This window comes from Streptomyces sp. NPDC088197 (assembly GCF_044741185.1).
In the GTDB taxonomy this organism is placed as follows: Bacteria; Actinomycetota; Actinomycetes; order Streptomycetales; family Streptomycetaceae; genus Actinacidiphila.
Genome location: NZ_JBIUSD010000009.1, coordinates 204,122 through 224,845, shown reverse-complemented (window position 1 = coordinate 224,845; position 20,724 = coordinate 204,122). Strand labels below are relative to the sequence as shown.

The 20,724-nt window shown below is 73.8% G+C and carries 16 protein-coding genes and 1 pseudogene; 10 read left to right on the top strand and 7 right to left on the bottom strand.

Annotation, left to right across the window (positions count from 1 at the left end):
* The first annotated feature begins 21 nt into the window (after positions 1 to 21).
* A complete protein-coding gene (locus ACIOC1_RS22810) occupies positions 22 to 2,505 on the top strand; it encodes an HAD-IC family P-type ATPase (RefSeq protein WP_401856183.1) in 2,484 nt (827 codons plus the stop codon).
* Positions 2,506 to 2,526: 21 nt separating this feature from the next.
* On the opposite strand, the gene ACIOC1_RS22805 is transcribed toward ACIOC1_RS22810, so the two are convergent.
* Together ACIOC1_RS22805 and ACIOC1_RS22800 are read right to left on the bottom strand one after the other, a co-directional pair.
* Positions 2,527 to 5,763 carry a sacsin N-terminal ATP-binding-like domain-containing protein gene (locus ACIOC1_RS22805; RefSeq protein WP_401856182.1) on the bottom strand — a complete coding sequence of 1,079 codons (3,237 nt, stop codon included), beginning with the start codon at positions 5,761 to 5,763 and terminating at the stop codon, positions 2,527 to 2,529.
* A gap of 141 nt (positions 5,764 to 5,904) precedes the next feature.
* The gene (locus tag ACIOC1_RS22800; protein ID WP_401856181.1) at positions 5,905 to 6,813 is read right to left on the bottom strand and encodes a DUF3027 domain-containing protein; all 909 of its coding nucleotides are present in this window, start codon (positions 6,811 to 6,813) and stop codon (positions 5,905 to 5,907) included.
* A 259-nt stretch (positions 6,814 to 7,072) separates the two neighbouring features.
* On the opposite strand from ACIOC1_RS22800, the gene ACIOC1_RS22795 reads away from it, so the two are divergent.
* The 4 genes from ACIOC1_RS22795 (at position 7,073) to ACIOC1_RS22780 (ending at position 10,711) form a co-directional block, all read left to right on the top strand.
* Positions 7,073 to 8,452 carry an MFS transporter gene (locus ACIOC1_RS22795; RefSeq protein WP_401856180.1) on the top strand — a complete coding sequence of 460 codons (1,380 nt, stop codon included), beginning with the start codon at positions 7,073 to 7,075 and terminating at the stop codon, positions 8,450 to 8,452.
* A 153-nt stretch (positions 8,453 to 8,605) separates the two neighbouring features.
* Positions 8,606 to 9,097 carry a hypothetical protein gene (locus tag ACIOC1_RS22790; RefSeq protein WP_355337414.1) on the top strand — a complete coding sequence of 164 codons (492 nt, stop codon included), beginning with the start codon at positions 8,606 to 8,608 and terminating at the stop codon, positions 9,095 to 9,097.
* A 77-nt stretch (positions 9,098 to 9,174) separates the two neighbouring features.
* The gene (locus ACIOC1_RS22785; protein ID WP_401856179.1) at positions 9,175 to 9,837 is read left to right on the top strand and encodes a futalosine hydrolase; all 663 of its coding nucleotides are present in this window, start codon (positions 9,175 to 9,177) and stop codon (positions 9,835 to 9,837) included.
* Positions 9,827 to 10,711, top strand: a complete 885-nt coding sequence (locus ACIOC1_RS22780) for a 1,4-dihydroxy-6-naphthoate synthase (RefSeq protein WP_355337408.1) — start codon at positions 9,827 to 9,829, stop codon at positions 10,709 to 10,711. The genes ACIOC1_RS22785 and ACIOC1_RS22780 overlap by 11 nt, the downstream gene beginning before the upstream one ends.
* Positions 10,712 to 10,866: 155 nt before the next feature.
* Here the strand turns inward: ACIOC1_RS22780 and ACIOC1_RS22775 are convergent, their stop codons facing one another.
* Positions 10,867 to 11,250 (bottom strand): cold-shock protein, encoded by a 384-nt coding sequence (locus ACIOC1_RS22775; protein WP_033173507.1) that lies wholly within the window; start codon positions 11,248 to 11,250, stop codon positions 10,867 to 10,869.
* A gap of 165 nt (positions 11,251 to 11,415) precedes the next feature.
* Between ACIOC1_RS22775 and ACIOC1_RS22770 the strand changes: the two genes are divergently transcribed.
* A complete protein-coding gene (locus tag ACIOC1_RS22770) occupies positions 11,416 to 11,664 on the top strand; it encodes a hypothetical protein (protein ID WP_355337403.1) in 249 nt (82 codons plus the stop codon).
* A 58-nt stretch (positions 11,665 to 11,722) separates the two neighbouring features.
* Here the strand turns inward: ACIOC1_RS22770 and ACIOC1_RS22765 are convergent, their stop codons facing one another.
* Both ACIOC1_RS22765 and ACIOC1_RS22760 read right to left on the bottom strand, forming a co-directional pair.
* Positions 11,723 to 12,376, bottom strand: coding sequence for a haloacid dehalogenase-like hydrolase (locus tag ACIOC1_RS22765; RefSeq protein WP_391043085.1), 654 nt, complete (start codon positions 12,374 to 12,376; stop codon positions 11,723 to 11,725).
* A 280-nt stretch (positions 12,377 to 12,656) separates the two neighbouring features.
* Positions 12,657 to 13,667 carry a hypothetical protein gene (locus ACIOC1_RS22760; RefSeq protein ID WP_401856178.1) on the bottom strand — a complete coding sequence of 337 codons (1,011 nt, stop codon included), beginning with the start codon at positions 13,665 to 13,667 and terminating at the stop codon, positions 12,657 to 12,659.
* A 126-nt stretch (positions 13,668 to 13,793) separates the two neighbouring features.
* On the opposite strand from ACIOC1_RS22760, the gene ACIOC1_RS22755 reads away from it, so the two are divergent.
* Positions 13,794 to 16,322 (top strand): helicase C-terminal domain-containing protein, encoded by a 2,529-nt coding sequence (locus tag ACIOC1_RS22755; protein ID WP_355337395.1) that lies wholly within the window; start codon positions 13,794 to 13,796, stop codon positions 16,320 to 16,322.
* Here ACIOC1_RS22755 and ACIOC1_RS22750 read toward each other — a convergent pair.
* A complete protein-coding gene (locus ACIOC1_RS22750; RefSeq protein ID WP_401856177.1) occupies positions 16,285 to 17,322 on the bottom strand; it encodes a VanZ family protein in 1,038 nt (345 codons plus the stop codon). The genes ACIOC1_RS22755 and ACIOC1_RS22750 overlap by 38 nt on opposite strands.
* A gap of 117 nt (positions 17,323 to 17,439) precedes the next feature.
* A pseudogene (locus ACIOC1_RS22745) lies at positions 17,440 to 17,559 on the bottom strand (LPXTG cell wall anchor domain-containing protein); the annotation flags it as partial.
* 136 nt (positions 17,560 to 17,695) lie between these two features.
* On the opposite strand from ACIOC1_RS22745, the gene ACIOC1_RS22740 reads away from it, so the two are divergent.
* From ACIOC1_RS22740 to ACIOC1_RS22730, 3 genes are all read left to right on the top strand, one after another.
* The gene (locus tag ACIOC1_RS22740) at positions 17,696 to 18,199 is read left to right on the top strand and encodes a hypothetical protein (protein WP_401856245.1); all 504 of its coding nucleotides are present in this window, start codon (positions 17,696 to 17,698) and stop codon (positions 18,197 to 18,199) included.
* Positions 18,200 to 18,371: 172 nt separating this feature from the next.
* The gene (locus ACIOC1_RS22735) at positions 18,372 to 20,018 is read left to right on the top strand and encodes a DNA repair helicase XPB (RefSeq protein WP_355337392.1); all 1,647 of its coding nucleotides are present in this window, start codon (positions 18,372 to 18,374) and stop codon (positions 20,016 to 20,018) included.
* A gap of 110 nt (positions 20,019 to 20,128) precedes the next feature.
* Positions 20,129 to 20,716, top strand: coding sequence for a hypothetical protein (locus ACIOC1_RS22730; protein WP_401856176.1), 588 nt, complete (start codon positions 20,129 to 20,131; stop codon positions 20,714 to 20,716).
* Positions 20,717 to 20,724 lie beyond the last annotated feature (8 nt).

The window sequence follows — 20,724 nt, the reverse complement described above, 5'->3', positions numbered from 1 at the left end:
GCGCCACGTACCGTCGGACCCATGACGGAACGCACGGACACGGAGGTCGTCACCCGGAAACCGGGACTGACCGGCGGCGAGGTCGCGGAACGCGTCGCGCGCGGCGAGGTCAATGACGTACCGGTACGCTCCTCCCGCTCAACTTCCGAGATCGTCCGGGCGAATGTCTTCACCCGGTTCAACGCGATCATCGGCTTCCTTTTTCTGATCATTTTGGTGGTCGGTCCGATCCAGGACGGCCTCTTCGGTTTCGTGATCGTCGCCAACACCGCGATCGGCATCATCCAGGAGCTGCGCGCCAAGCGGACCCTGGACAGCCTCGCCGTGATCGGCGAGTCCAAGCCCTCGGTGCGCCGTGACGGTGCGTCGGCCGAGATCCACACCTCGGAGATCGTCCTCGGCGACCTCATCGAGTTGGGCCCCGGTGACAAGGTCGTCGTGGACGGCGTCATCGAGGAGGCCGACGGCCTGGAGATCGACGAGTCGCTGCTGACCGGTGAGGCCGACCCCGTGCTCAAGCACGCCGGGGACCAGGCGATGTCGGGCAGCTTCGTGGTGGCGGGCGGCGGCGCCTTCACCGCCACCAAGGTCGGCCGGGAGGCGTACGCGGCGCAGCTCGCCGACGAGGCGTCCCGCTTCACGCTGGTCAACTCCGAGCTGCGCAACGGCATCAGCCAGATCCTCAAGTACGTGATGTGGATGATGGTGCCGACCGCGGTCGGCCTGATCATCAGCCAGTTCACGGTGGAGAGCCACGACGGCAGCGAGGCCGTCCGCCGTACGGTCGGCGGCATCGTGCCGATGGTGCCGGAGGGCCTGGTGCTGCTGACCTCGGTGGCCTTCGCGATCGGCGTGATCCGGCTGGGCCGCAAGCAGTGCCTGGTCCAGGAACTGCCCGCGATCGAGGGCCTGGCACGGGTGGACATCGTCTGCCTGGACAAGACCGGCACCCTCACCGAGGGCGGCATGGACGTCTCGGACCTGCGCCCGCTGGACGGCGCTGACCGCGACTACGTCGCCCGCGTCCTGTCCGCGCTCGGCGCCTCCGACCCGCGCCCCAACGCCAGCCTCCAGGCCATCATCGACGCCTACCCCCGGCCGGGCGGCAGCGCTTCGAAGGACGGCTCCAAGGCAGGCTCCGAGGACGGCGACCAGGGCGGCGCCCAGGGCGGCGACCAGGACGACAACGCCGCCAAGGACACCGCCGCGGACGGCGGTTGGCGCTGCACCGAGGCGCTGCCCTTCAGCTCGGCCCGCAAGTACAGCGGCGCCGCCTTCAACGAGCCCGACGGCACCAGCAGTACGTGGCTGCTCGGCGCGCCCGACGTGCTGCTGCCCACCGGCCACGGCTCGCTCGCCGAGATCGACCAGCTCAACAACGAGGGCCTGCGGGTGCTGCTGCTGGCCCGCACCGACCGCCCGCTCGACGACCCGCGGGTGGCCGAGACCGTCACCCCGTACGCGCTGGTCGTCCTCGAACAGCGGCTGCGGCCCGACGCCGGGGACACGCTGCGGTACTTCGCCGAGCAGAATGTGCAGACCAAGGTCATCTCCGGCGACAACGCGGTGTCGGTCGGCGCGGTCGCCGGCAAGCTCGGGCTGCCGGGCGCGGACGCCCCGGTGGACGCCCGCCAACTGCCCACCGACCAGGACGAGATGGCGCAAGTGCTGGAGGACGGCGCCGTCTTCGGGCGGGTCACGCCGCAGCAGAAGCGGGACATGGTCGGCGCCCTCCAGTCCCGCGGGCACAACGTGGCGATGACCGGCGACGGCGTCAACGACGTACTCGCCCTCAAGGACGCCGACATCGGCGTCTCCATGGGGTCGGGTTCCGAGGCCACCCGCGCGGTCGCGCAGATCGTGCTGCTCAACAACAGCTTCGCGACGCTGCCTTCGGTGGTCGCCGAGGGCCGGCGGGTGATCGGCAACATCACCCGGGTCGCCACGCTGTTCCTCACCAAGACGGTCTACTCCGTGCTGCTCGCGGTGCTCGTGGTGTGCTGGCAGGTGCCGTACCCCTTCCTGCCGCGACACCTCACGCTGCTGTCCACGCTCACCATCGGCGTGCCCGCCTTCTTCCTGGCGCTCGCGCCCAACAAGGAGCGGGCCAAGCCGCATTTCGTCCGGCGGGTCATGCGGTACTCGACCCCCGCGGGGATCATCTGCGGGCTCGCGGCGATGCTGTCGTACCTGCTGGCCCGGCACCACTACTCCGGCAGCGGGGCGCTGGACGCCGAGACCAGCGCGGCCACGCTCACGCTGTTCCTGCTGGAGGTGTGGGTGCTGGCGATCGTGGCCAGGCCCTATACCTGGTGGCGGATCGCGCTGGTGCTGGCGATGGGCGTCGGCTTCCTGATCGTGCTGGTCGTCCCGTGGCTCCAGTCCTTCTTCGCGCTGAAGCTGGTGGGCGCGCAGATGCCGTGGACGGCCGTCGGTATCGCGGTGGCGGGCGGACTGGTGCTCGAAGTGGTGTGGGGGTGGGTGCGCAGGCGCGACACGGCGTGAGCCCCCACGCCTGAGGGTCCGTCAGTCGAACCAGCGGTCCATGGCCAACTCCTCGGTACGGGTGGGGTCTTCGAGGAGCGCGGCCAGTTCGAAGCGGCGGTGCCAGCGGGCCGTGGCCCACGCCAGGCCCGCGGCCACGCCCTCGACCGTGGAGGCGTGCAGGGTGCCGTCGACGTAGCGCCAGGAGAGTTCGACGTCCCCGGTGACGAGCAGTTCCTCGTGCTCGATGTACGTGGCGGGGGCGCCGGGAAGCAGGTCGTGGACGGCGGGCAGCACGTCGTGGATCTCGCCCTCGGAGACGACACGGGCCTCGACGGCGTCGCTGAGGCGGCGGACCTGGAAGAGGTCGGCGAGGTCCGCGGCCAGCCGCGGCGGTACGGGCAGCAGGGCGCGGCCCGCGGCGAGCGGCAGCAGGTCGGGGGCGTCGGCGACCAACGCGTCGGCGGCGTCGACCACGCGGGGCACGCCGTCCACGACAGCCCGCAGGTCGTCGGGGAGCGTGACCTGCTCGGGGTCGAGTTCGGCCAGCGCCGCGTAGAGGTGGTGGAGCTGGGCGGGGGTGACCCGCCGCTCGGGGTCGGCCAGCCGCGCGAGGAGTTCGGCGGCCCCGCCCGGTTCGTCCAGCAGCGCGCGTACGGAGGTGCGGACGCCCAGCGCCCGCAGCACCTGCTCGTCCACGGCCGTGCCGGTGGCGGCCTCGTCGTAGAGCCCGGCGAGCAGCGGGTCGCCGCCCGCCGCGCGCAGGCCGACCGGGCGGCGGCCGTCGAGCACGGGGTGGTCGCGGAGCCACCAGGCGGCGTAAGGGCGTACGGAGTCGGTGGTGCCGTCGGGGAGCAGGACGCGTACGGGTGCGGTGATCGCGTCGCGCAGCGGGGGGCGGGAGAGCAGTGCCAGCGCCTGCGGCCAGGCGTCGTCGTCCACCAGGTCGAGGTCGCGGACGCCGATCACCTCGGTGGCGACCGGCGGCACGTCGGTCTCGGGGAGGCGGTCCAGGACGTCCTCGCACCACACGTCGACGGCGTCGAGCAGGCCGATGTCGTCGGGCTCGGCCCAGTCGCTGTCGCGCGGTTCGAGGTCGTCGGGGTCGAGGACGACGTCGGCGGCGCGGACCAGCGCGAAGGTGGCGAGCACCCCGACCGCGGCGAGCGGCTGTTCGCCCCAGCGCTCGGCCAACTCGGCTTCCACGGCGGCCAGTTCACCCTCGCGCAGGACGGATTCCAGGGCGCTGCCGGGGAAGACCAGCTCGCCGGCCGGGGCGAGTTCGCCCTCCTCGTCGGGCAGCGCGAGGGCGGCGAGCCACGGCTCCTCGCCGGGCGCGAGCCCCGCGGCGCGGGCCAGAGCGAGGACGGTGTCGGCCAACTCCTCGGTGTCCAGGGCGTTCTCGTCGTCCCAGGCGGCGCCCTCGTCGTCCAGCGAGGCGGCCACGGCGGCCCTGACCTGAGGGGTGGTCAGGACGGCGCGCGGGGTGGCGGGGGACGCGCCGAGCTTTTCGAGCAGCGGGTGCACGGCGTCGGCGTGGGCGACGCGCAGGCCGAGGCGGGCCAGCGCGGCGGGGTCCACCGCGCCCGTGTCGCCGTCGTCCCCCTCCCCCGGCACCGGCAGCAGCACCTGGCGCGGGCCGACGACCGTACGGCCGTCGGCGAGCGGCACCGGGAGGCCGCTGAGGACGTCGGCGTCGGTTCCGGCCAGCGCGTCGTACAGGCGCCACCACCAGCCCGCGGGGCGTTCGGTGCCCGCGAGGCGGTCCACGGCGTCGGCGAGGGTCAGCCGGGCGACGCCCAACTGGCGCAGCGCGGGCCGCCGTTCGAGCGTGGAGGGGACCAGCGTCGGCAGCACCTCGGCCAGGACGCGTACGGCTTGCGCGGTGGCGCCCTCCACGACCTCGGCCTCGACCGGGCGCAGCGCGGGCGCCTCACCGGCCAGCGGGCCGCCGCCGTCCCAGGAGCCGTCGTCCGCGGCCTTCTGCGCCGCCTCGGGGCCGTCGGGGCCGTCGTCGGGGCGCGGCTCGGCGGCGCGCGGCAGGAAGGCGGTACGGGGCAGCTCGGCGAGGATTCTGCGGCGCAGCTCGGCGTCGAGTTCGCCCTTGCCCAGCGGTCCCGGCACCAGGTCGACCACGCCGGTGCCGACCGGCCGCCAGCCGGCCAGCAGCGCCACGTACGACTCGGCGGCGCGGGCCAGCAGGAAGTCGGTGAGCGGGCCGAGGGCGGCGTGGCGGCGGGTCGGGTCGAGCGGGAAGGAGGCGAGCAGCAGCGCGGGCAGGCCGAGCGGTTCGTCGGTGGGCGTGGGCGCGTGGACGACGGGCGCGGTGCGGGGCGCGGCCGGGGCGCCCTCCTCGTCCACGGGGACCGCCCAGGTCACCGACCAGACGGGGCGCAGCCGTTCCTCGACGGGGCGGTCGGCCAGCAGGTCGGGGGTGAGGGCGCCGGAGGCGGACGACACCCGCCAGCGGGCGGCGCCGTCGCGGTCGCTGTCCTCGATGACCACGTCGCCGTCGTCGGTCTGACGGCGGGTCAGGGTCCGTACCCCGTCCGGGGTTTCCACCACGACCTCGGACAGGCCCGGCAGCGCGAGCAGCAGCGCGTCGTCCACGGCCGCCAGCAGCCGGGCCACGAGGTCGCCCGCGGCGCCGTCGCGCAGCGGCAGCAGCACGACGGTGTCGTACGTGTCGGGCGCGCGGCCCTCCGCGGGGAACGGCAGGCGCAGCAGCGGGACATGGCCGTCGCGGCGCCGCAACTCATCGGTCAGGCCGGGGACTTCGGCGGCCAGCGCGCGGGCCTCGGCCAGCGACCAGCGGACGCCGCCGGTGCGGCCGACCACGGCCGGTTCGTCGCTGACGGCCAGCACCGCCGCGAAGCCGACGCCGAAGCGGCCGACGGCGGCCGGGCCGTCGTCGCGCTTGGCGGAGGCGCGGAGCGTGGACAGCGATTCGACGGCGGCGGCGTCGAGCGGCGCGCCGGTGTTGGCGGCGGCCAGCAGGGCGGGGTCGTCATCGCCCTCACCGGCCCCGTGGAGGGTCAGCCGCAGGCGGCCGGGGACACCGGCCCGTACCGCCGCGTCGGCGGCGTTCTGGGCCAGTTCCACGACGAGGCGGTCGCGGTAGCCGCCGAGGGCCAGGTCCTCCTCGGCGTTCGCGTCCTCACGGAAGCGGGCGGCCGACGCGGACCAGGCGGTGGTCACGCCCGCGCGGAGCGCGGCGGTGCCGAAGGGGTCGCTGGTGGCTTCCGTGACGACCGTCGGTCGGGTCCCTGCGCGGCTCACGTGGCCCTCCGGTTGTTGCTGCGGCCCGCGGCCGGGCCCCTGTCGGGGCGACCGTACCGCCAATGGCGCCGCGCCCGCGCGGCGCGGTCGTCCGCACGGGGTTCACCGCCGCCCCCGGCCCACCGGCCGGGGGTACCGCGGCTACGAGCGGCCCGGCCCGTCCGCCGCGGCGGCGTCGTCGTCCGCCGGGGACACGCGGCCGGGGTGCAGGGAGACCTGCTCGGTCTCCTCCATGTCGTCCAGGACCATCGGCGGCGGGGTGGGGGTCTTGGGCATCACGGCGGCCTCGGAGTGGCCGCCGCAGCCGTAGGACAGGGAGACCAGGCGGCCGTCGGCGGGCGAGAACTCGTTGGCGCAGATCCCGAACGCCTGGCTGAGGGAGCCCTTGATCGCGACGAGGAAGCCGCAGCTCACGCAGTTGGCGGGCGCGGCCTGGGCCATGGGCGTCTTGGCGCCGAACTGCTCCTCCCAGCGGTCGGCGGCGGCGTGCAGACCGTAGCGGGAGAGCACCCGCGGCCGTCCCATGCCGATCTCGGCGGCGACCGCGGTGATCGTCGCGGGCGTGGGCACCACGAAGTCGGCGTCGGAGGAGTCCGCGGCGCTCTCGGCACCCGCGGAGCCGTCCGGGGCGTCGGCCGACCCGTCGGGGAAGCCCGGGAAGCGCTCGTCGTCCTCGCCGGTCCACCCCGGCTCCAGGCGCAGGTCGTCGGCCTCGGTGGGCAGCAGGTCGCCGGGGCCCATGTCGCCGGGCCGCAGCCGCTCGCTCCACGGCACCCATTCGGGCGCGAGAATCGCGTCGTCGCCCGGCAGCAGCACCGTCTCGTCGATGGTCACGACCTTGGCGCGGGAGGCCCGCGTGAGGGTGGTGGCCCAGCGCCAGCCGCGGTAGGCGGGCTCTTTACAGGCGAAGTAGTGGGTGACGACGCGGTCCCCCTCGGCGACGACGCCGAGGTGCTCGCCGACGGACTGCGGCCCCGCCGCCTCCTCCGTCACAGCCAGCGCGACATCGACCGCCTCGGCGCACAGGCGGTCAGGGGTACGGCTTCGCATCGCAGCACTCACAGAAATCGTTTCTCTCTCTACGCCGTCTCACGTGTGCGCCGCGACGCGACGGACCCGACGCGGAAAACCGGGGCGGAGCGGACCTGCGGACCGCTTCGACGCCTTGGTTTTCTGCCTTCGTGGCCCTGCCCGAGCGTCTTCGGGCGCACCTGTTGTCACCCATTCTGCGCGATCGCACGCTACCTGTGCGCACCACGTGCGCAAAGGAGGGGGTGCGTGGTCTTCCGATTGGGGCAGGATTGCTGTCGTGGCACGAACGGTGACTGCGGGCCCAGGGCCCGTGCGCAGGGCCGGACGCGCCCTCGCTAACGGCGTGGGGCGGTCCGGCGGTGCCTTGCGCCGTCGTATCAGGCGTACGACACACGCGGGCGGCGCGGGCGAGTCGGGGCTGGCGAAGCTGATCGAACTGCACGCCGTGAATTCGGCGGGCGACATGTTGATCACGATCGCGCTCGCGAGTTCGGTGTTCTTCTCGGTCCCGACCGGACAGGCCCGCGGCCGGGTCGCGCTCTACCTGCTCGTGACGATGGCGCCGTTCGCGCTCCTGGCCCCGGTGATCGGTCCGCTGCTCGACCGGCTCCAGCACGGCCGCCGGGCGGCCATAGCGATGGCGATGATGGCGCGCGGCGTGCTGGCCTGGACGATGGCCGGGGTGATCAGCACCGCGGGCCTCGGCCTGTATCCGATGGCGCTGGGCGTGCTGGTGGCGTCGAAGGCGTACGGCGTGGTGCGAAGCGCGGTGGTGCCACGGCTTCTGCCGGACAGAACGACACTCGTGAAGGCCAATTCACGGGTGACGCTGGCGGGTCTGCTCGCGACGGCCATCGCCGCGCCGGTCGGCGCGGGGCTGCACGCCATCGGCCCGCAGTGGCCGCTCTACGGCGCCTTCGTGATCTTCATCGTCGGCGCGCTGCTGTCGATGTCGCTGCCCTCGAAGGTCGACTCCTCGCGCGGCGAGGGCAAGGTCCGGCTGTCGGCCGACGAGGAGGCGCCGCCGGAGCCGTCGGGGATTCCGGGCAAGCGGCCGAGCCTGCTGGGCGTCGGCTCCTCGGTGCTGCACGCCCTCCAGGGCAACGCGGGGCTGCGCTCGCTGTCCGGCTTCCTGACGATGTTCCTGGCGTTCATGCTGCGCGAGCATCCGCTGGGCGGCCTCACCGCGGCGACCTCCCTGGGCGTCGTGGTCGTCTCCGCCGGCGCGGGCAACGCGCTGGGCACGGCGCTCGGCGCGTGGCTGAAGGCGCGCGGCCCCGAGATCATCATCGGCAGCGTCCTGATCTGCTCGCTGACGGCGACGATCGCCGCGGCCACCTGGTACGGGCTGGTCACCGTCGCCGCCGCGGCGGCCGTCGCGGGCATCTCGCAGGCCCTGGCGAAGCTGTCCCTGGACGCGCTGATCCAGCGCGACGTGCCGGAGTTGGTGCGCACCTCCGCCTTCGCCCGCTCCGAGACCGCCCTCCAGCTCTCCTGGGTGGTCGGCGGCGGCCTGGGCATAGTGCTCCCGCTCAACGGCCAGCTCGGCATGTCGGTCGCGGCCTGTCTGGTGCTGGTGGCGTTCGTGGTGTCGGTACGCGGCCTGTTCGGCTCGGCGCGGCGCGGCGGAAACACGGCGTCGGCACGGGTGGCGTAAGGGCACCGGCCGTACGCGGTAGGGGCCCTGGCGTACGCGGCGGGGGTCCGGCCGTAACCGGTACGGGTGTACGGCGGCGGTGATCGCCGGGCCGTCGCGGGACACGTCCCACCCCCGCGCAGCCTGGGGGCAACAGCCCGGTAGCCTCCTGCCATGAGCATTCGCCGCGCTGCCACCACCATCGGTGCCGTCTCCCTCGGGCTCGTCGCCCTGACCGCCTGCGACAAGCCGACCCCCCTGGCAACCGTGACCGTGGGCACCCGGTCCGTGACCGCGGAAGCCGTGGACAAGTGCTACGCCCACGGCAAGCTGCTCCCCCAGGCGATCTTCGAGGCGTGTCTGACGGCCGCCCCCAAGCACCACCTCACGGTCGGCCTGGGCGACCAGGTACGCATCGGCGTCGACCCGAAGCTGGCGAAGAAGGGCTGGCTGCTCGCCAACGGCACCCAGCTCGTCACGCAGGAACTGCTCAAGAACCAGACGTACTGGACGCTCGACAGCGGCACCCTGTTCACCGTGCAGGACCAGCAGACCGGCCAGTCCACGCAGGTCAAGGAAGTCACCTTGAACATCGTGGAGTCCGGCGACCTGACGGGCCGCAAGACGTACGGCATCTGGAAGATCAAGCTCGTCCGCGGCAAGTGACACCCGACCGCGCCGCCGGTCCCGCGCCCGGCCCGGAACCCGGTCCCGCGCCCGCGCCTTACGGCAGGCTCCTCGTCGTGACCGCGGTGGACGCCGAACGCGCGGCCGTCGAGGCCGGGCTGAGCGCGGCGCCACCGCCCACCGCCGTGACGGCGGACGTGATCGCCGCCGGTGTGGGTCCGGCGGCAGCGGCGGCGGGCACCGCCACCGCGCTGGCGCTGGCCGAGGCGGCGGGCGCTCCGTACGGCCTGGTGGTCTGCGCCGGGATCGCGGGCGGTTTCGCGCCGGTCGCGCCCGTGGGCCATGTGACGGTCGCGGAGACGGTCGTGGCGGCGGACCTGGGCGCGCAGACCGACGAGGGCTTCGTACCGGTCGTGGAGCTGGGTTTCGGCACCTCTGAGCACCGGCCGCCCGCGCGGCTGAGCCGGGGCGTGGCGCGGGCGCTGGGCGCGGCGTACGGCCCGCTGCTGACCGTGAGCACGGTCACCGGCAGCGGGGAGCGGGCCGCGGAGCTGAGCGGCCGTCACCCGGGCGCCGTCGCGGAGGCGATGGAGGGCTTCGGGGTGGCGGAGGCCGCCGCGGCGCGCGACGTGCCGATGCTGGAGATCCGCGCGGTGTCGAACGCCGTCGGCCCCCGTGACCGCGCGGCGTGGCGGATCGGCGACGCGCTGGCGGCCCTGACGGTGGCGTTCGGGAAGCTCCCGGCCGCCTTGGAGGTTGAAGCCACACATGACGACTGACACCGCGAACACGGGCCCGGCCGGGGCGCCGCACGACGCCGCGCTGCGGATCGCGTACTCCCCCTGTCCCAACGACACCTTCGTCTTCCACGCGTGGGCGCACGGCCTGGTGCCGCAGGCGCCGCCGCTCGACGTGACCTTCGCGGACATCGACATCACCAACGGGATGGCCGAGCGCGGCGAGTTCGACGTCCTGAAGGTGTCGTACGCGGTGCTGCCGTGGGTGCTGGACGAGTACGCGCTGCTGCCGTGCGGCGGGGCGCTGGGGCGCGGCTGCGGGCCGCTGGTGCTGACCCGGGAGCCGGGCGCGGACCTGGCGGGCAAGACGGTCGCGGTGCCCAGCGAGCGGTCGACGGCGTATCTGCTGTTCCGGCTCTGGGCGGCGACCGAGGTGCCGGGCGGGGTCGGGGCGATCGTGGTGCTGCCGTTCCACGAGATCATGCCCGCGGTACGGGACGGCCGGGTGGACGCCGGTCTGGTGATCCACGAGGCGCGCTTCACGTACCGGAACTACGGCCTGCACAAGCTCGCGGACATGGGTGAGCACTGGGAGGCGACGACCGGGCTGCCGATCCCGCTGGGCGCGATCATCGCCAAGCGCTCGCTCGGCAAGGAGCGGCTGCACGCGCTCGCCGAGTCGGCCCGTACGTCGGTGCGGATGGCGTGGGACGACCCGGAGCCGTCGCGCGACTACGTGCTGGAGAACTCGCAGGAGATGGACCCGGCGGTCGCGGACCAGCACATCGGGCTGTACGTCAACGAGTTCACCGCCGATCTCGGCGAGGACGGATACGCCGCCGTACGCGGACTGTTGACGCGGGCCGCCGCCGAGGGACTGGTGCCGCCGCTCGCCCCCGACGCGCTCGCATTCTGACCGAGATTTTCGTCGGGTGGCCGGAATTCACCGTGCCCGTTGCGCACTTGCGCACTTCGGCACTTGCGTACTTCGGCACTTCGCCGCTTTACCGGAAGGCGGGCTTCCGGCAAAGCGGCGCTAAAAACGGTCGACTTCCCTACGTCATAGCGGACTCATACGTCGAGCTGATCGGCGACAACGCGCAGTACGGAAGCGATCTTGTGTCCGTGCGCCTTGTCGGGATACCGGCCGCGCTGGAGGGAACGCGCGACGTCTTCGAGCAGCGTGGTGAGGTCCTGGACGATCGGCAGCAGCTCATCGGGTTTACGGCGCTGTGCCGCCGCCACCGAAGGAGCGGGATCCAGAAGTGTCACCGAAAGCGCCTGATCACCGCGCTGTCCTGCGACGACGCCGAATTCCACGCGCTGGCCGGGCTTGAGCGCAGCGACTCCGTCAGGCAGCACCGACGAGTGCACGAAGACGTCGCCGCCGTCATCGCGGGAGAGAAAGCCGAAGCCCTTCTCGCTGTTGAACCACTTGACTTTGCCGGTAGGCACGTCCGACCTCGTCCTCATTGCTCGAAACGACTCTGAATAAGACTTCAGCGGGTCCATCGGAGACCCGCTGGCACCAAGGCTAATGGCCTGGTGCTGTGTGACAAGACGCCAAGGTCCCGTTCCCCGGCCGTTCGACCGCCCCCTGAACGGATCTACCCTTGTCCGGTGAGCAAACAAACCATGGGCGCCGGTGACCTCCTGGTCCGTGTCGGCGCGATCGTCTTCCTCGTGGGCGCGGTCGGCACTCTCGTCACCGTCGCGCCGCTGTTGCTGGGCACGCATACGCTGCCGACGCCCGCGTATTTCGTGTCCATGCTGATGGGCGTGGGTATGGCGGTGGCGCTGTGCGGGCTGCTGCGGTCGGCCCTCGCGCAGCGGCAGACCTCACGGGAGCGGGGCGCGGCCGGTTCCTGAACCGGCCGCCGGGCTCTCCCGCCGAAGCCGGCGGCGGCTTGCGCCGTCCCCGGTGCGCTCAGGCAGCCGCGGACGTGTGGGCCGCGAACCAGGCCGGAAATTCGGTGAGATCGTCCAGGACGACATCGGCTCCGGCCGCCCGCAGTTCCGCCGCGTCGCACGGGCCCGTGGCCACCGCCACCGACAGCGCGCCCGCCTTCCGCGCGCCGCGCACGTCCCCGACGTGGTCGCCGACGTACACGCTCGCGCCGTACTCGATCAGCGCCTGCGCCTTCTGCTCCGCCCACAGCCAGCCGCGCACCTCGGCCTCGATCCCGACGTGCGCCAGGTGCAGTTCCGCGTTGGGCCCGTACTTCGCCGTCACCACCACGGGCCGCCCGCCGCCCGCCCGCACCGCCGCGACCGCCTCCGCCGCACCGCGCATCGCGGGCGTCGGCGCGATGGCGTGGTCCGGATACAGCGCCCGGTACAGATCGCCGATCTCGGCCACGCGCTCCGCGGGGAACCAGTTCGCCAGCTCGTCGTCCAGCGGCGGGCCCAGCCGCGTGACCGCCAGCTCCGAGTCGATCCACACGCCGGTTTCCGCCGAGAGCCGGTCGTACACGGCCTTGATCCCCGGGCGGGAGTCGATGAGGGTCATGTCGAGGTCGAAGCCCACCGTGAGGGTGGGCCGGGGCGGTACGGGGCTGAGGTCGCTGGTCACGCCCTCCATTCTCCCCTGCCGGGTCAACCCGATTTTCGTCCCCGTAGGGGGCGCGGGGAACTGCGCGGCCCGCCCCCACCGGCCGGTGGTCGGGACACCACCGAATTGCCCCTCTGGGGCCGGTGGTGACCTGCGGGAGCATCGTGGCTGAGCGCGCAGTTCCCCGCGCCCCTAAAAGATCGGCCCGCCGCCCAGCGGAAAGGGACCGCCTGGGCAGCGCCCCTAAAAGAGCGGCCCCCCGCCCCGGGGAGGACCCGCCTTCGTGAGGGGGGCGTACCGGGGCGGAGCCCTAGGCGCGGCGGCGGGCGCGGAGGATCAGGTAGAGGGCGGAGCCAACGGCGGCGACGCGGACCGCGAAGGGATAGGCGTCCTGGAAGGCGTGGCCCATCTGCCCCTGGGCGATGGGATCGCCCCATTTGCCGGTGTCGCGCCCCCAGACCCAGACGACGAGCCCGAGGGCGGCGGCCCCGGGAATCCCGAGGATGCCGAATTTGGCCTGGCGGCGGGTGAGTTGGCGGGAGAGATAACCGGCGAGCCAGCCGAGGCCGAGGGGAATCCAGGAGCCGATGACGGCGCCCGCGACGAGAAGGGCGGCGGCGAGCAGGAGCAGCGGGCTGCCCCAGGTGACGGTACGGGCGGCGCGGCGGCGCGGCAGCCAGCGGCGGCGCGACCGGGCGGCGACCTCCTCCTCGTACTCGGCCTCCTCCTCGGCCTCTTCCTCGACCGGCGCACGCGGCGCCCCGGGCCTGACCCTGGCCCGGGTGTCACCGTCGTCGTCCAGATCCTCGTCGTCGAAGGGGATGAAGACGCCGCCGGTCATACCGGGCAGGCCCGTGAGTTCGTCACCGGCCCTGAGGTGACCGTCGCGGCGCTCGTCCCGGTCCCACCAGTCGTCCTTCTTCCCCGCGCCCCTGCCGCCGCCGCCCTTGCCGCCGTCGGCCTTCTCCGTACCGTCCCTGCCCGCCGTCTTCCGCATCGACGGCACGCCGTACGGGCCGTACGGGCCCCCGGCGGGCGCGGACGGGGACGAGGGCGGGGCCGGGACCTCGGGGGCGGCGGCGCCGGACGAGGCGTCGCCGGAGCCGCCTGCCGCGGCCTCCACGACGGCGTCCGGGCTGCCGATCCGGCCCAGGATGCGGCGGACGGTCGCCGGGTTGTCGCTGTCCTTGCGCTCCCGGTCGATGTCGGTGCGGAGCTGCGCGACCAGCCGCATGCGCTGGGAGGCGGGCAGCGCGGTCTGCGCGAGGTCGCCGATCCGGCTGAGGTAGTCGAACACCATCTGGTCGCTCTCGACACCCACCGCCAAGCCCCTTTGTCCGCGCCCGTGTCCGACCCTGCACCGACCGTACCCGCCCGCCGTCACCGCTGTCCTCATCCGCGGCCGCCATCCATGGCCGCCGCGACGAGGGGGGCTAATGTGGAACGGATGACGACCGGAGGGCAAGGATCTGTCCCGCGCACGCTCGCGGAGGACCTGCGCGCACGTGACGACGAGGCGCTGGGGCGGCTGCTGCGCGCCCGGCCGGACCTGCTGAGCCCCGTACCGAACGACCTGACGCAGCTCGCGACCCGCGCCTCCACCCGTACGTCGGTGGTCCGCGCGCTGGAGCACCTGGACCGCTTCACGCAGCAGGTCGCCGAGGCCCTGTCGGTGACGCGGGACCCGTGCTCGTACGGGACGCTGCTCACGCTGATGACGGGCGGCCCCGAGGGCACCGGCCACGCGGAGCCGCTGGACGCGGAGCTGGTGGCCGCGGTGACCGCCGCGCTGCCGCGCGCCGTGGACGTCCTGCGGGCGCGGGCGCTGCTGTGGGGCCCCGACGACCGGCTGCGGCTGGTGCGCACCGCGCGGGACGTGCTGGCGCCCGCCGCCACCGTGCCGTCCGCGACCGGCCTCGGGCCCTCGGTGAGCGAGGCGACCTCGGGCATGTCGCCCTCCCGGCTCCAGGAGATCCTGGCGGACGCCGGGCTCGATCCGACGCACGACCCGATGAGCGCGGTCACCGCGCTGGCCGGACTCTTCGCGGACCGCGACCGCACGGCGGCGCTGCTGGACACCGCGCCGGACGGGGACGCGCGCAAGGTGCTCGACCGGCTGGTGTGGGGGCCGCCGTACGGCGAGGTACGGGACGCGACCGTGCCGGTGCGGGCCGCGGACGCGGTGACGCCCGTGCAGTGGCTGCTCGCCCGCGGCCTGCTGCTGCCCGCGGGCCAGCACAATGTGCTGCTGCCGCGCGAGGCCGCGCTGAGCCTGCGCGGCGGCCGGGCGCACCGTACCCCGGAGCCGCTGCCGCCCGCCGTCGCGCCGGTGCCGCGTACCGAGCGGACCGTGGACATGACGGCGGCGGGGCAGGCGTTCACGGCCGTCAGCACGGTCGGCGAGCTGCTGAAGGAGTGGCAGACCGGCGGTCCTTCGGTCCTGCGCGCGGGCGGCATCAGCGTCCGCGACCTCAAGCGGACCGCGACCGCGCTCGACCTGACCGAGGCGCAGGCCGCCTTCTGGCTGGAGCTGGCCTACGCGGCCGGGCTGATCGCGACGGACGGCGAGCTGGACGAGGCGTACGCGCCGACGCCCGCGGCCGACGAGTGGCTGCTGCTGCCCGCGCAGGAGCGGTGGGCGACGCTGGCCGCCGCCTGGCTGACGGCGACGCGGACGCCGGGCGTGGTCGGCAGCAAGGACGCCAAGGGCCGCGCGCTGTCGGCGCTCGGCCCCGACCTCGACCGGTCGCTCGCGCCCCGGGTGCGCCGCCGCGCGCTGCGCGTCCTCGCCGATCTGCCGCCGGGCTCGGCGGCGGCCCCCGACGAATTGCTGGCCCGGCTGCGCTGGGAACGGCCGCTGCGGCCCGGCGCGGACGCGCTCCGCGCCGACCTGCTGCGCTGGACGCTCCAGGACGCCGAGAATCTGGGCCTGACCGGGCGCGGGGCGCTCGCCGCGCACGCCAGGCCGCTGCTGGGCGGCGCGGGGACCCGCACGGCGGCGGAGTCCGCCGCGGCGGCCGGTGCCGCGGCCGGGCTGCTCGCGCCGCTGCTGCCCGAGCCGCTGGACCACGTGCTGCTCCAGGCCGACCTGACGGCGGTCGCGCCGGGGCCGCTGATGGCGCCGCTCGCCGAGACGCTCGGGGTGCTGGCCGACATCGAGTCCAAGGGCGGCGCGACGGTCTACCGCTTCACACCGGAGTCGGTACGGCGCGCCCTGGACGCCGGGCGCACGGCGGCGGAGCTCCAGGACTTCCTGACCTCGCACTCGCGCACGCCGGTGCCGCAGCCGCTGAGTTACCTGATCGACGACGTGGCGCGCAGGCACGGCACGCTGCGGGTGGGGGCCGCGTCGGCGTATCTGCGCTGCGACGACGACGCGCTGCTGACCGAACTGCTCGCCGACCGGCGCGCGTCGGGCCTCGGGCTGCGCCGCCTGGCGCCGACGGTGCTCGCGGCCCAGTCCGAACCGGCCGTGCTGCTCGACAAATTGCGCGCGATGGGCCTGGCGCCGGCCGCCGAGTCCGCGGACGGCGATGTGCTGATCACCCGCGCCGACGCCCGCCGCACCCCGCCGCGTACGCCGCCCACGCCCGTCACGGACGGGCCGCCGGTGCCCGCGGAGGCGCTGCTGGGGGCCGCGGTGAAGGCGGTCCGCGCGGGCGACCGCGCCTCGACCGCCGTGCGCCGCTCGCCGGACTCCGCGGTGTCCTCGACCGCCGCCGGGAGCGCGGACGGCGGCCTGCCCCGTACGCCAGCGGCCGACACGCTCGCCACCATGCAGGCGGCGGTGCTGAGCGGCGAGTCGCTGTGGATCGGCTACGTCAACGCGGACGGCGCGGCGAGTCAGCGGGTGATCGCGCCGGTACGGGTCGAGGGCGGCTATGTGACGGCGTACGACCACACCGTGGACGAGGTGCGCACCTTCGCGCTGCACCGGGTCACGGGCGTTTCGGAGCTGGCCGACGACCCGGCCTGACGCGCGCCCGCACGGTCCCTTCCGGCCGCGCGATCCCTTCCTGCCGTAGGCCCCGCCGGACGTCGCGGCGCCCGTCCTGGCGCGGTCCGCTGTCCGGGCGCCTGCGCTGCCACCAGTGGTGGCGGCGCGGGTAGAGGGCGCGGCCGAGGCGCAGGCCCAGCAGCAGGTAGCCGATGAGGGCACCCGCGGTGTTGAGGATGACGTCGTCGATGTCGAAGGACCGGCCCACGATGATGACGCCCTGGGTGGTCTCCACCGTCAGCATCACCAGACCGGTCAGCACGCCCACCCTGAGCAGGCCGCGCGCCTTCGGGAACAGCATCGGCAGCAGGATTCCGAAGGGCACGCCGAGCAGGATGTTCCCGCCGATCTGCTTCACCGCGTCGCGCGTGCTCGGCCCGTTGAGGTAGGCCCTGATCGAGTGGCCCGGATGCAGATTGGAGTGGATCAGCGAGACGGACGCCGGTGACGGCACCAGCGTGACCTTCGCCAGCGCCACCGCGAAGGCCACCATCCCGACGATCGCCGCCGCGAGCACCACCACGCGGGCGAGCGTCGCGCCCCACGAACGGCGTTGCAGCAGGGGGACGTACGGCTCCTCGACCGGCTCGGGCTCGACGACGGGCGCGGCCTTGGGCTTCGGCCCGAACCTGGACTTCAGCGTGGGCCTCGGCTCGGGCTCCGGGGTCGCCTTCGGACCGGCCTCGGCGGCCGGGGGCGCGGCCTTCGTCCAGGGCCAGGTCCGGGCGGGCGCCGTGTCCCGAGCCGTCGTCCGCGCCGTCACTGCCGTCTTCGCGGGTGCTTTCACCGGTGCCTTCTGACGGGTCCTGGCCTGGGCGCTGGTACGCGGCTGAGCGGCCTTGCGTACGGGGGTGCGTGCGGGCTTGGCCGCGGACCTCGCCGTGGGGGCCGGGTCCGCCGTGGCCTTCGGCGCCTTCGCCTTCGGCCCGTCCTTCGGTTCCTTCGGCGCCGTGCGGAACAGCGCCATCCTCACCGCCATGAACCCTTGCCCCCCTCGGATAGGCACTGTCATGGCGGCGCATACCCGCGACCGGCCGCCGTACGCCGTCCGCACACGACGACTCGGACGGCCGATCTCCTTGGGCGGCAGGGGACTTCAGCCGTGGCGGCCCCTGCGTCGCGTCGCCGCGACGAGCAGCCCGCCCGCTCCCAGCGCTCCGGCCGCCGCGACGGCCAGCCACTCGGTCTCCGCACCGGTGTGCGGGAGGTGTCCGGGGGGCGAGGTCGGAGGGGACGTGGGCGGGGAGGTCGGGGGTGACGTGGGCGGGGAGGTCGGGGGCGTCGTCCAGCCCGTCGTGGGCGGAGTGGTGGGGGGCGTCGTGGGGGGTGTCGTCGGAGGTGAGGTGGGGGGCGTGGTCGGAGGCGAGGTCGGGGGCGTGGTCGGAGGCGAGGTGGGCGGCGAGGTGGGCGGCGTCGTCCAGCCCGTCGTGGGCGGGGTCGTGGGGGGCGTGGTCGGAGGCGAGGTGGGCGGCGTGGTCGGCGGGGTCGTCGGAGGCGTCGTCCAGCCCGTCGTCGGCGGCGTGGTGGGCGGGGACGTGGGAGGCGAGGTCGGAGGCGTCGTGGGCGGTGACGAGTACGGCGGGGTCGTCGGCGGGCACGACGTGCTCTCGCTGGGCGACGGCCACCCGGTGTCGGGGGCGGACGACCATCCCGTATCGCTGTACGAGGGCCCGTCCGCCGGGCTCGGGGCCGCGCCGGCCGCCGAACCGGGGAGCAGCAGCCCGGCCGCGGCCATGACCGCGGCGCCGACGACGGCTGTGGAGGCCGCTACGGCCCGCAGCTTCCCCCGCTCACGCGGGTCTGCGGGGGGAAGCGCGGGGGGAGGAGACAGTGGGTTGTCCATAGCGGGCAGATAACAGCAGGTCGGGTGCGACGCGCCGGTCGCCACGTACGCGATCGGCGCAGCTTCGCTCGGATGGCGAACGGTTGCGCGCAGGGTTGGCCGCCATCGGGGTGAACCGCGACACGCGGTCTTGACCGCCATTCGCAGTACAATTCTCTGTTCGGTCCCGTCAGCGGAGGTAATGCGTGTCCTGTCTCATCGTGCAGAGCGACAAAACGCTCCTCCTGGAGGTCGATCACGAGCAGGCGGACGCCTGCCGCCGGGCCATCGCGCCCTTCGCGGAGCTGGAGCGCGCCCCCGAGCACATCCACACCTACCGGCTGACCCCGCTCGGCCTGTGGAACGCGCGGGCGGCGGGCCACGACGCCGAGCAGGTGGTGGACGCGCTGGTCGAGTACTCGCGCTATCCGGTGCCGCACGCGCTGCTGGTCGACGTGGCCGAGACGATGGACCGCTACGGGCGGCTGCGGCTGAGCAAGCACCCCACCCACGGCCTGGTGCTGACCAGCACCGACCGCCCGGTCCTCGAGGAGATCCTGCGCTCGAAGAAGATCCAGCCTCTGGTGGGCGCCCGGATCGACCCGGACACGGTGCTGGTGCACCCCTCCGAGCGCGGCCAGATCAAGCAGGTGCTGCTCAAGCTCGGCTGGCCCGCCGAGGACTTCGCCGGTTACGTGGACGGCGAGGCGCACCCGATCGAGCTGGACGAGACCGGCTGGGCGCTGCGGCCGTACCAGCGGCAGGCCGTGGAGAACTTCTGGCACGGCGGCTCCGGTGTCGTCGTGCTGCCCTGCGGCGCGGGCAAGACGCTGGTCGGCGCGGGCGCGATGGCCGAGGCCAAGGCGACCACGCTGATCCTGGTGACGAACACCGTCTCGGCGCGGCAGTGGAAGAGCGAGCTGATCAAGCGGACGTCGCTGACCGAGGAGGAGATCGGCGAGTACAGCGGCACCCGCAAGGAGATCCGGCCGGTCACCATCGCCACGTACCAGGTGCTGACGACCAAGCGGAAGGGCGTCTACGCGCACCTGGAGCTGTTCGACTCCCGCGACTGGGGCCTGATCCTCTACGACGAGGTGCACCTGCTGCCCGCGCCGGTCTTCAAGTTCACCGCCGACCTCCAGGCCCGGCGGCGGCTCGGCCTGACCGCGACGCTGGTGCGCGAGGACGGCCGCGAGTCCGACGTCTTCTCCCTCATCGGCCCGAAGCGGTTCGACGCGCCCTGGAAGGAGATCGAGGCGCAGGGCTACATCGCGCCCGCCGACTGCGTCGAGGTCCGCGTCAACCTCACCGACTCCGAGCGGCTCGCCTACGCGACCGCCGAGCCCGAGGAGAAGTACCGCTACTGCGCCACGACCGCCACCAAGCGGCGCGTCACCGAGGCCCTGGTCGCCCAGCACAAGGGGCAGCAGACCCTCGTCATCGGCCAGTACATCGACCAGCTCGACGAGTTGGGCGAGCACCTCAACGCCCCCGTCATCAAGGGCGAGACCACCAACGCCCAGCGCGAGAAGCTCTTCGGCGCCTTCCGCAACGGCGAGATCTCCGTCCTGGTCGTCTCCAAGGTCGCCAACTTCTCCATCGACCTCCCCGAGGCCACCGTCGCCATCCAGGTCTCCGGCACCTTCGGCTCCCGCCAGGAGGAGGCCCAGCGCCTCGGCCGCGTCCTGCGCCCCAAGGCCGACGGCCACGAGGCCCGCTTCTACTCCGTCGTCGCCCGCGACACCATCGACCAGGACTTCGCCGCCCACCGCCAGCGCTTCCTCGCCGAACAGGGCTACGCCTATCGCATCATCGACGCCGACGGCCTCCTGGAAGGCGAGACGGCCTAGACCGTTTCCGATCTCCTGGGCCGTTTCCGATCTCCAAGGCCACGAAGGGGATCTCCGTATGCGCGGGCACGGCGTCCGACGACCGGGGAGAGGGCGGTGAGCAGCGCTTCATGCCACACGGGACTGCGCTCACCGCGCTGAGGGACGCCGTCGCCACCGGACGCGACCAGTACGAGGTGCGGCTCACCTCTCCGGGCCTGAGGACACTCGCCGCCTACGCCTATGTGGCCGAGCAGTTCGGCTACCGGTACGCGGGCCCGGCGCCCGGCAGCCGTTCGATGAACCAGCCGCTGATGACCTTCCGGCGGAGCCCGGAGTCGGGGGATCTCGCCGCGCGGACCGCGGTCCGGTGTCCCGACCCGGCCGGGGGCGGTCCGCTGCCGGGGATGGTCGAGGGACGCGGACTGCGGCCCGCGAAGTCGGCGGCGGGTGACGTGCGCCTGATCCATTCGCGAATGGTCGTCGACGCGTGCCTGCGCTACGGCCGACGGGTGCGGAAGAACATCCTGGTGCTGCTCGTCGTCATAGCGGTCGTCCTCTTCTTTCCCGGATACACCGTGCGTCACGTCCTCATCGGCGCGGGCGTATGGCTGGCTTTCTTCGCCGTGTACCTGATCGGGCTCGGCATCGCGCGGCTCAGACTCGCGCGGCATCGGAACCGCTTGGCGGCAAGCGGAGTCCGGTGGCCGCCGCCGTAGATCCAGGC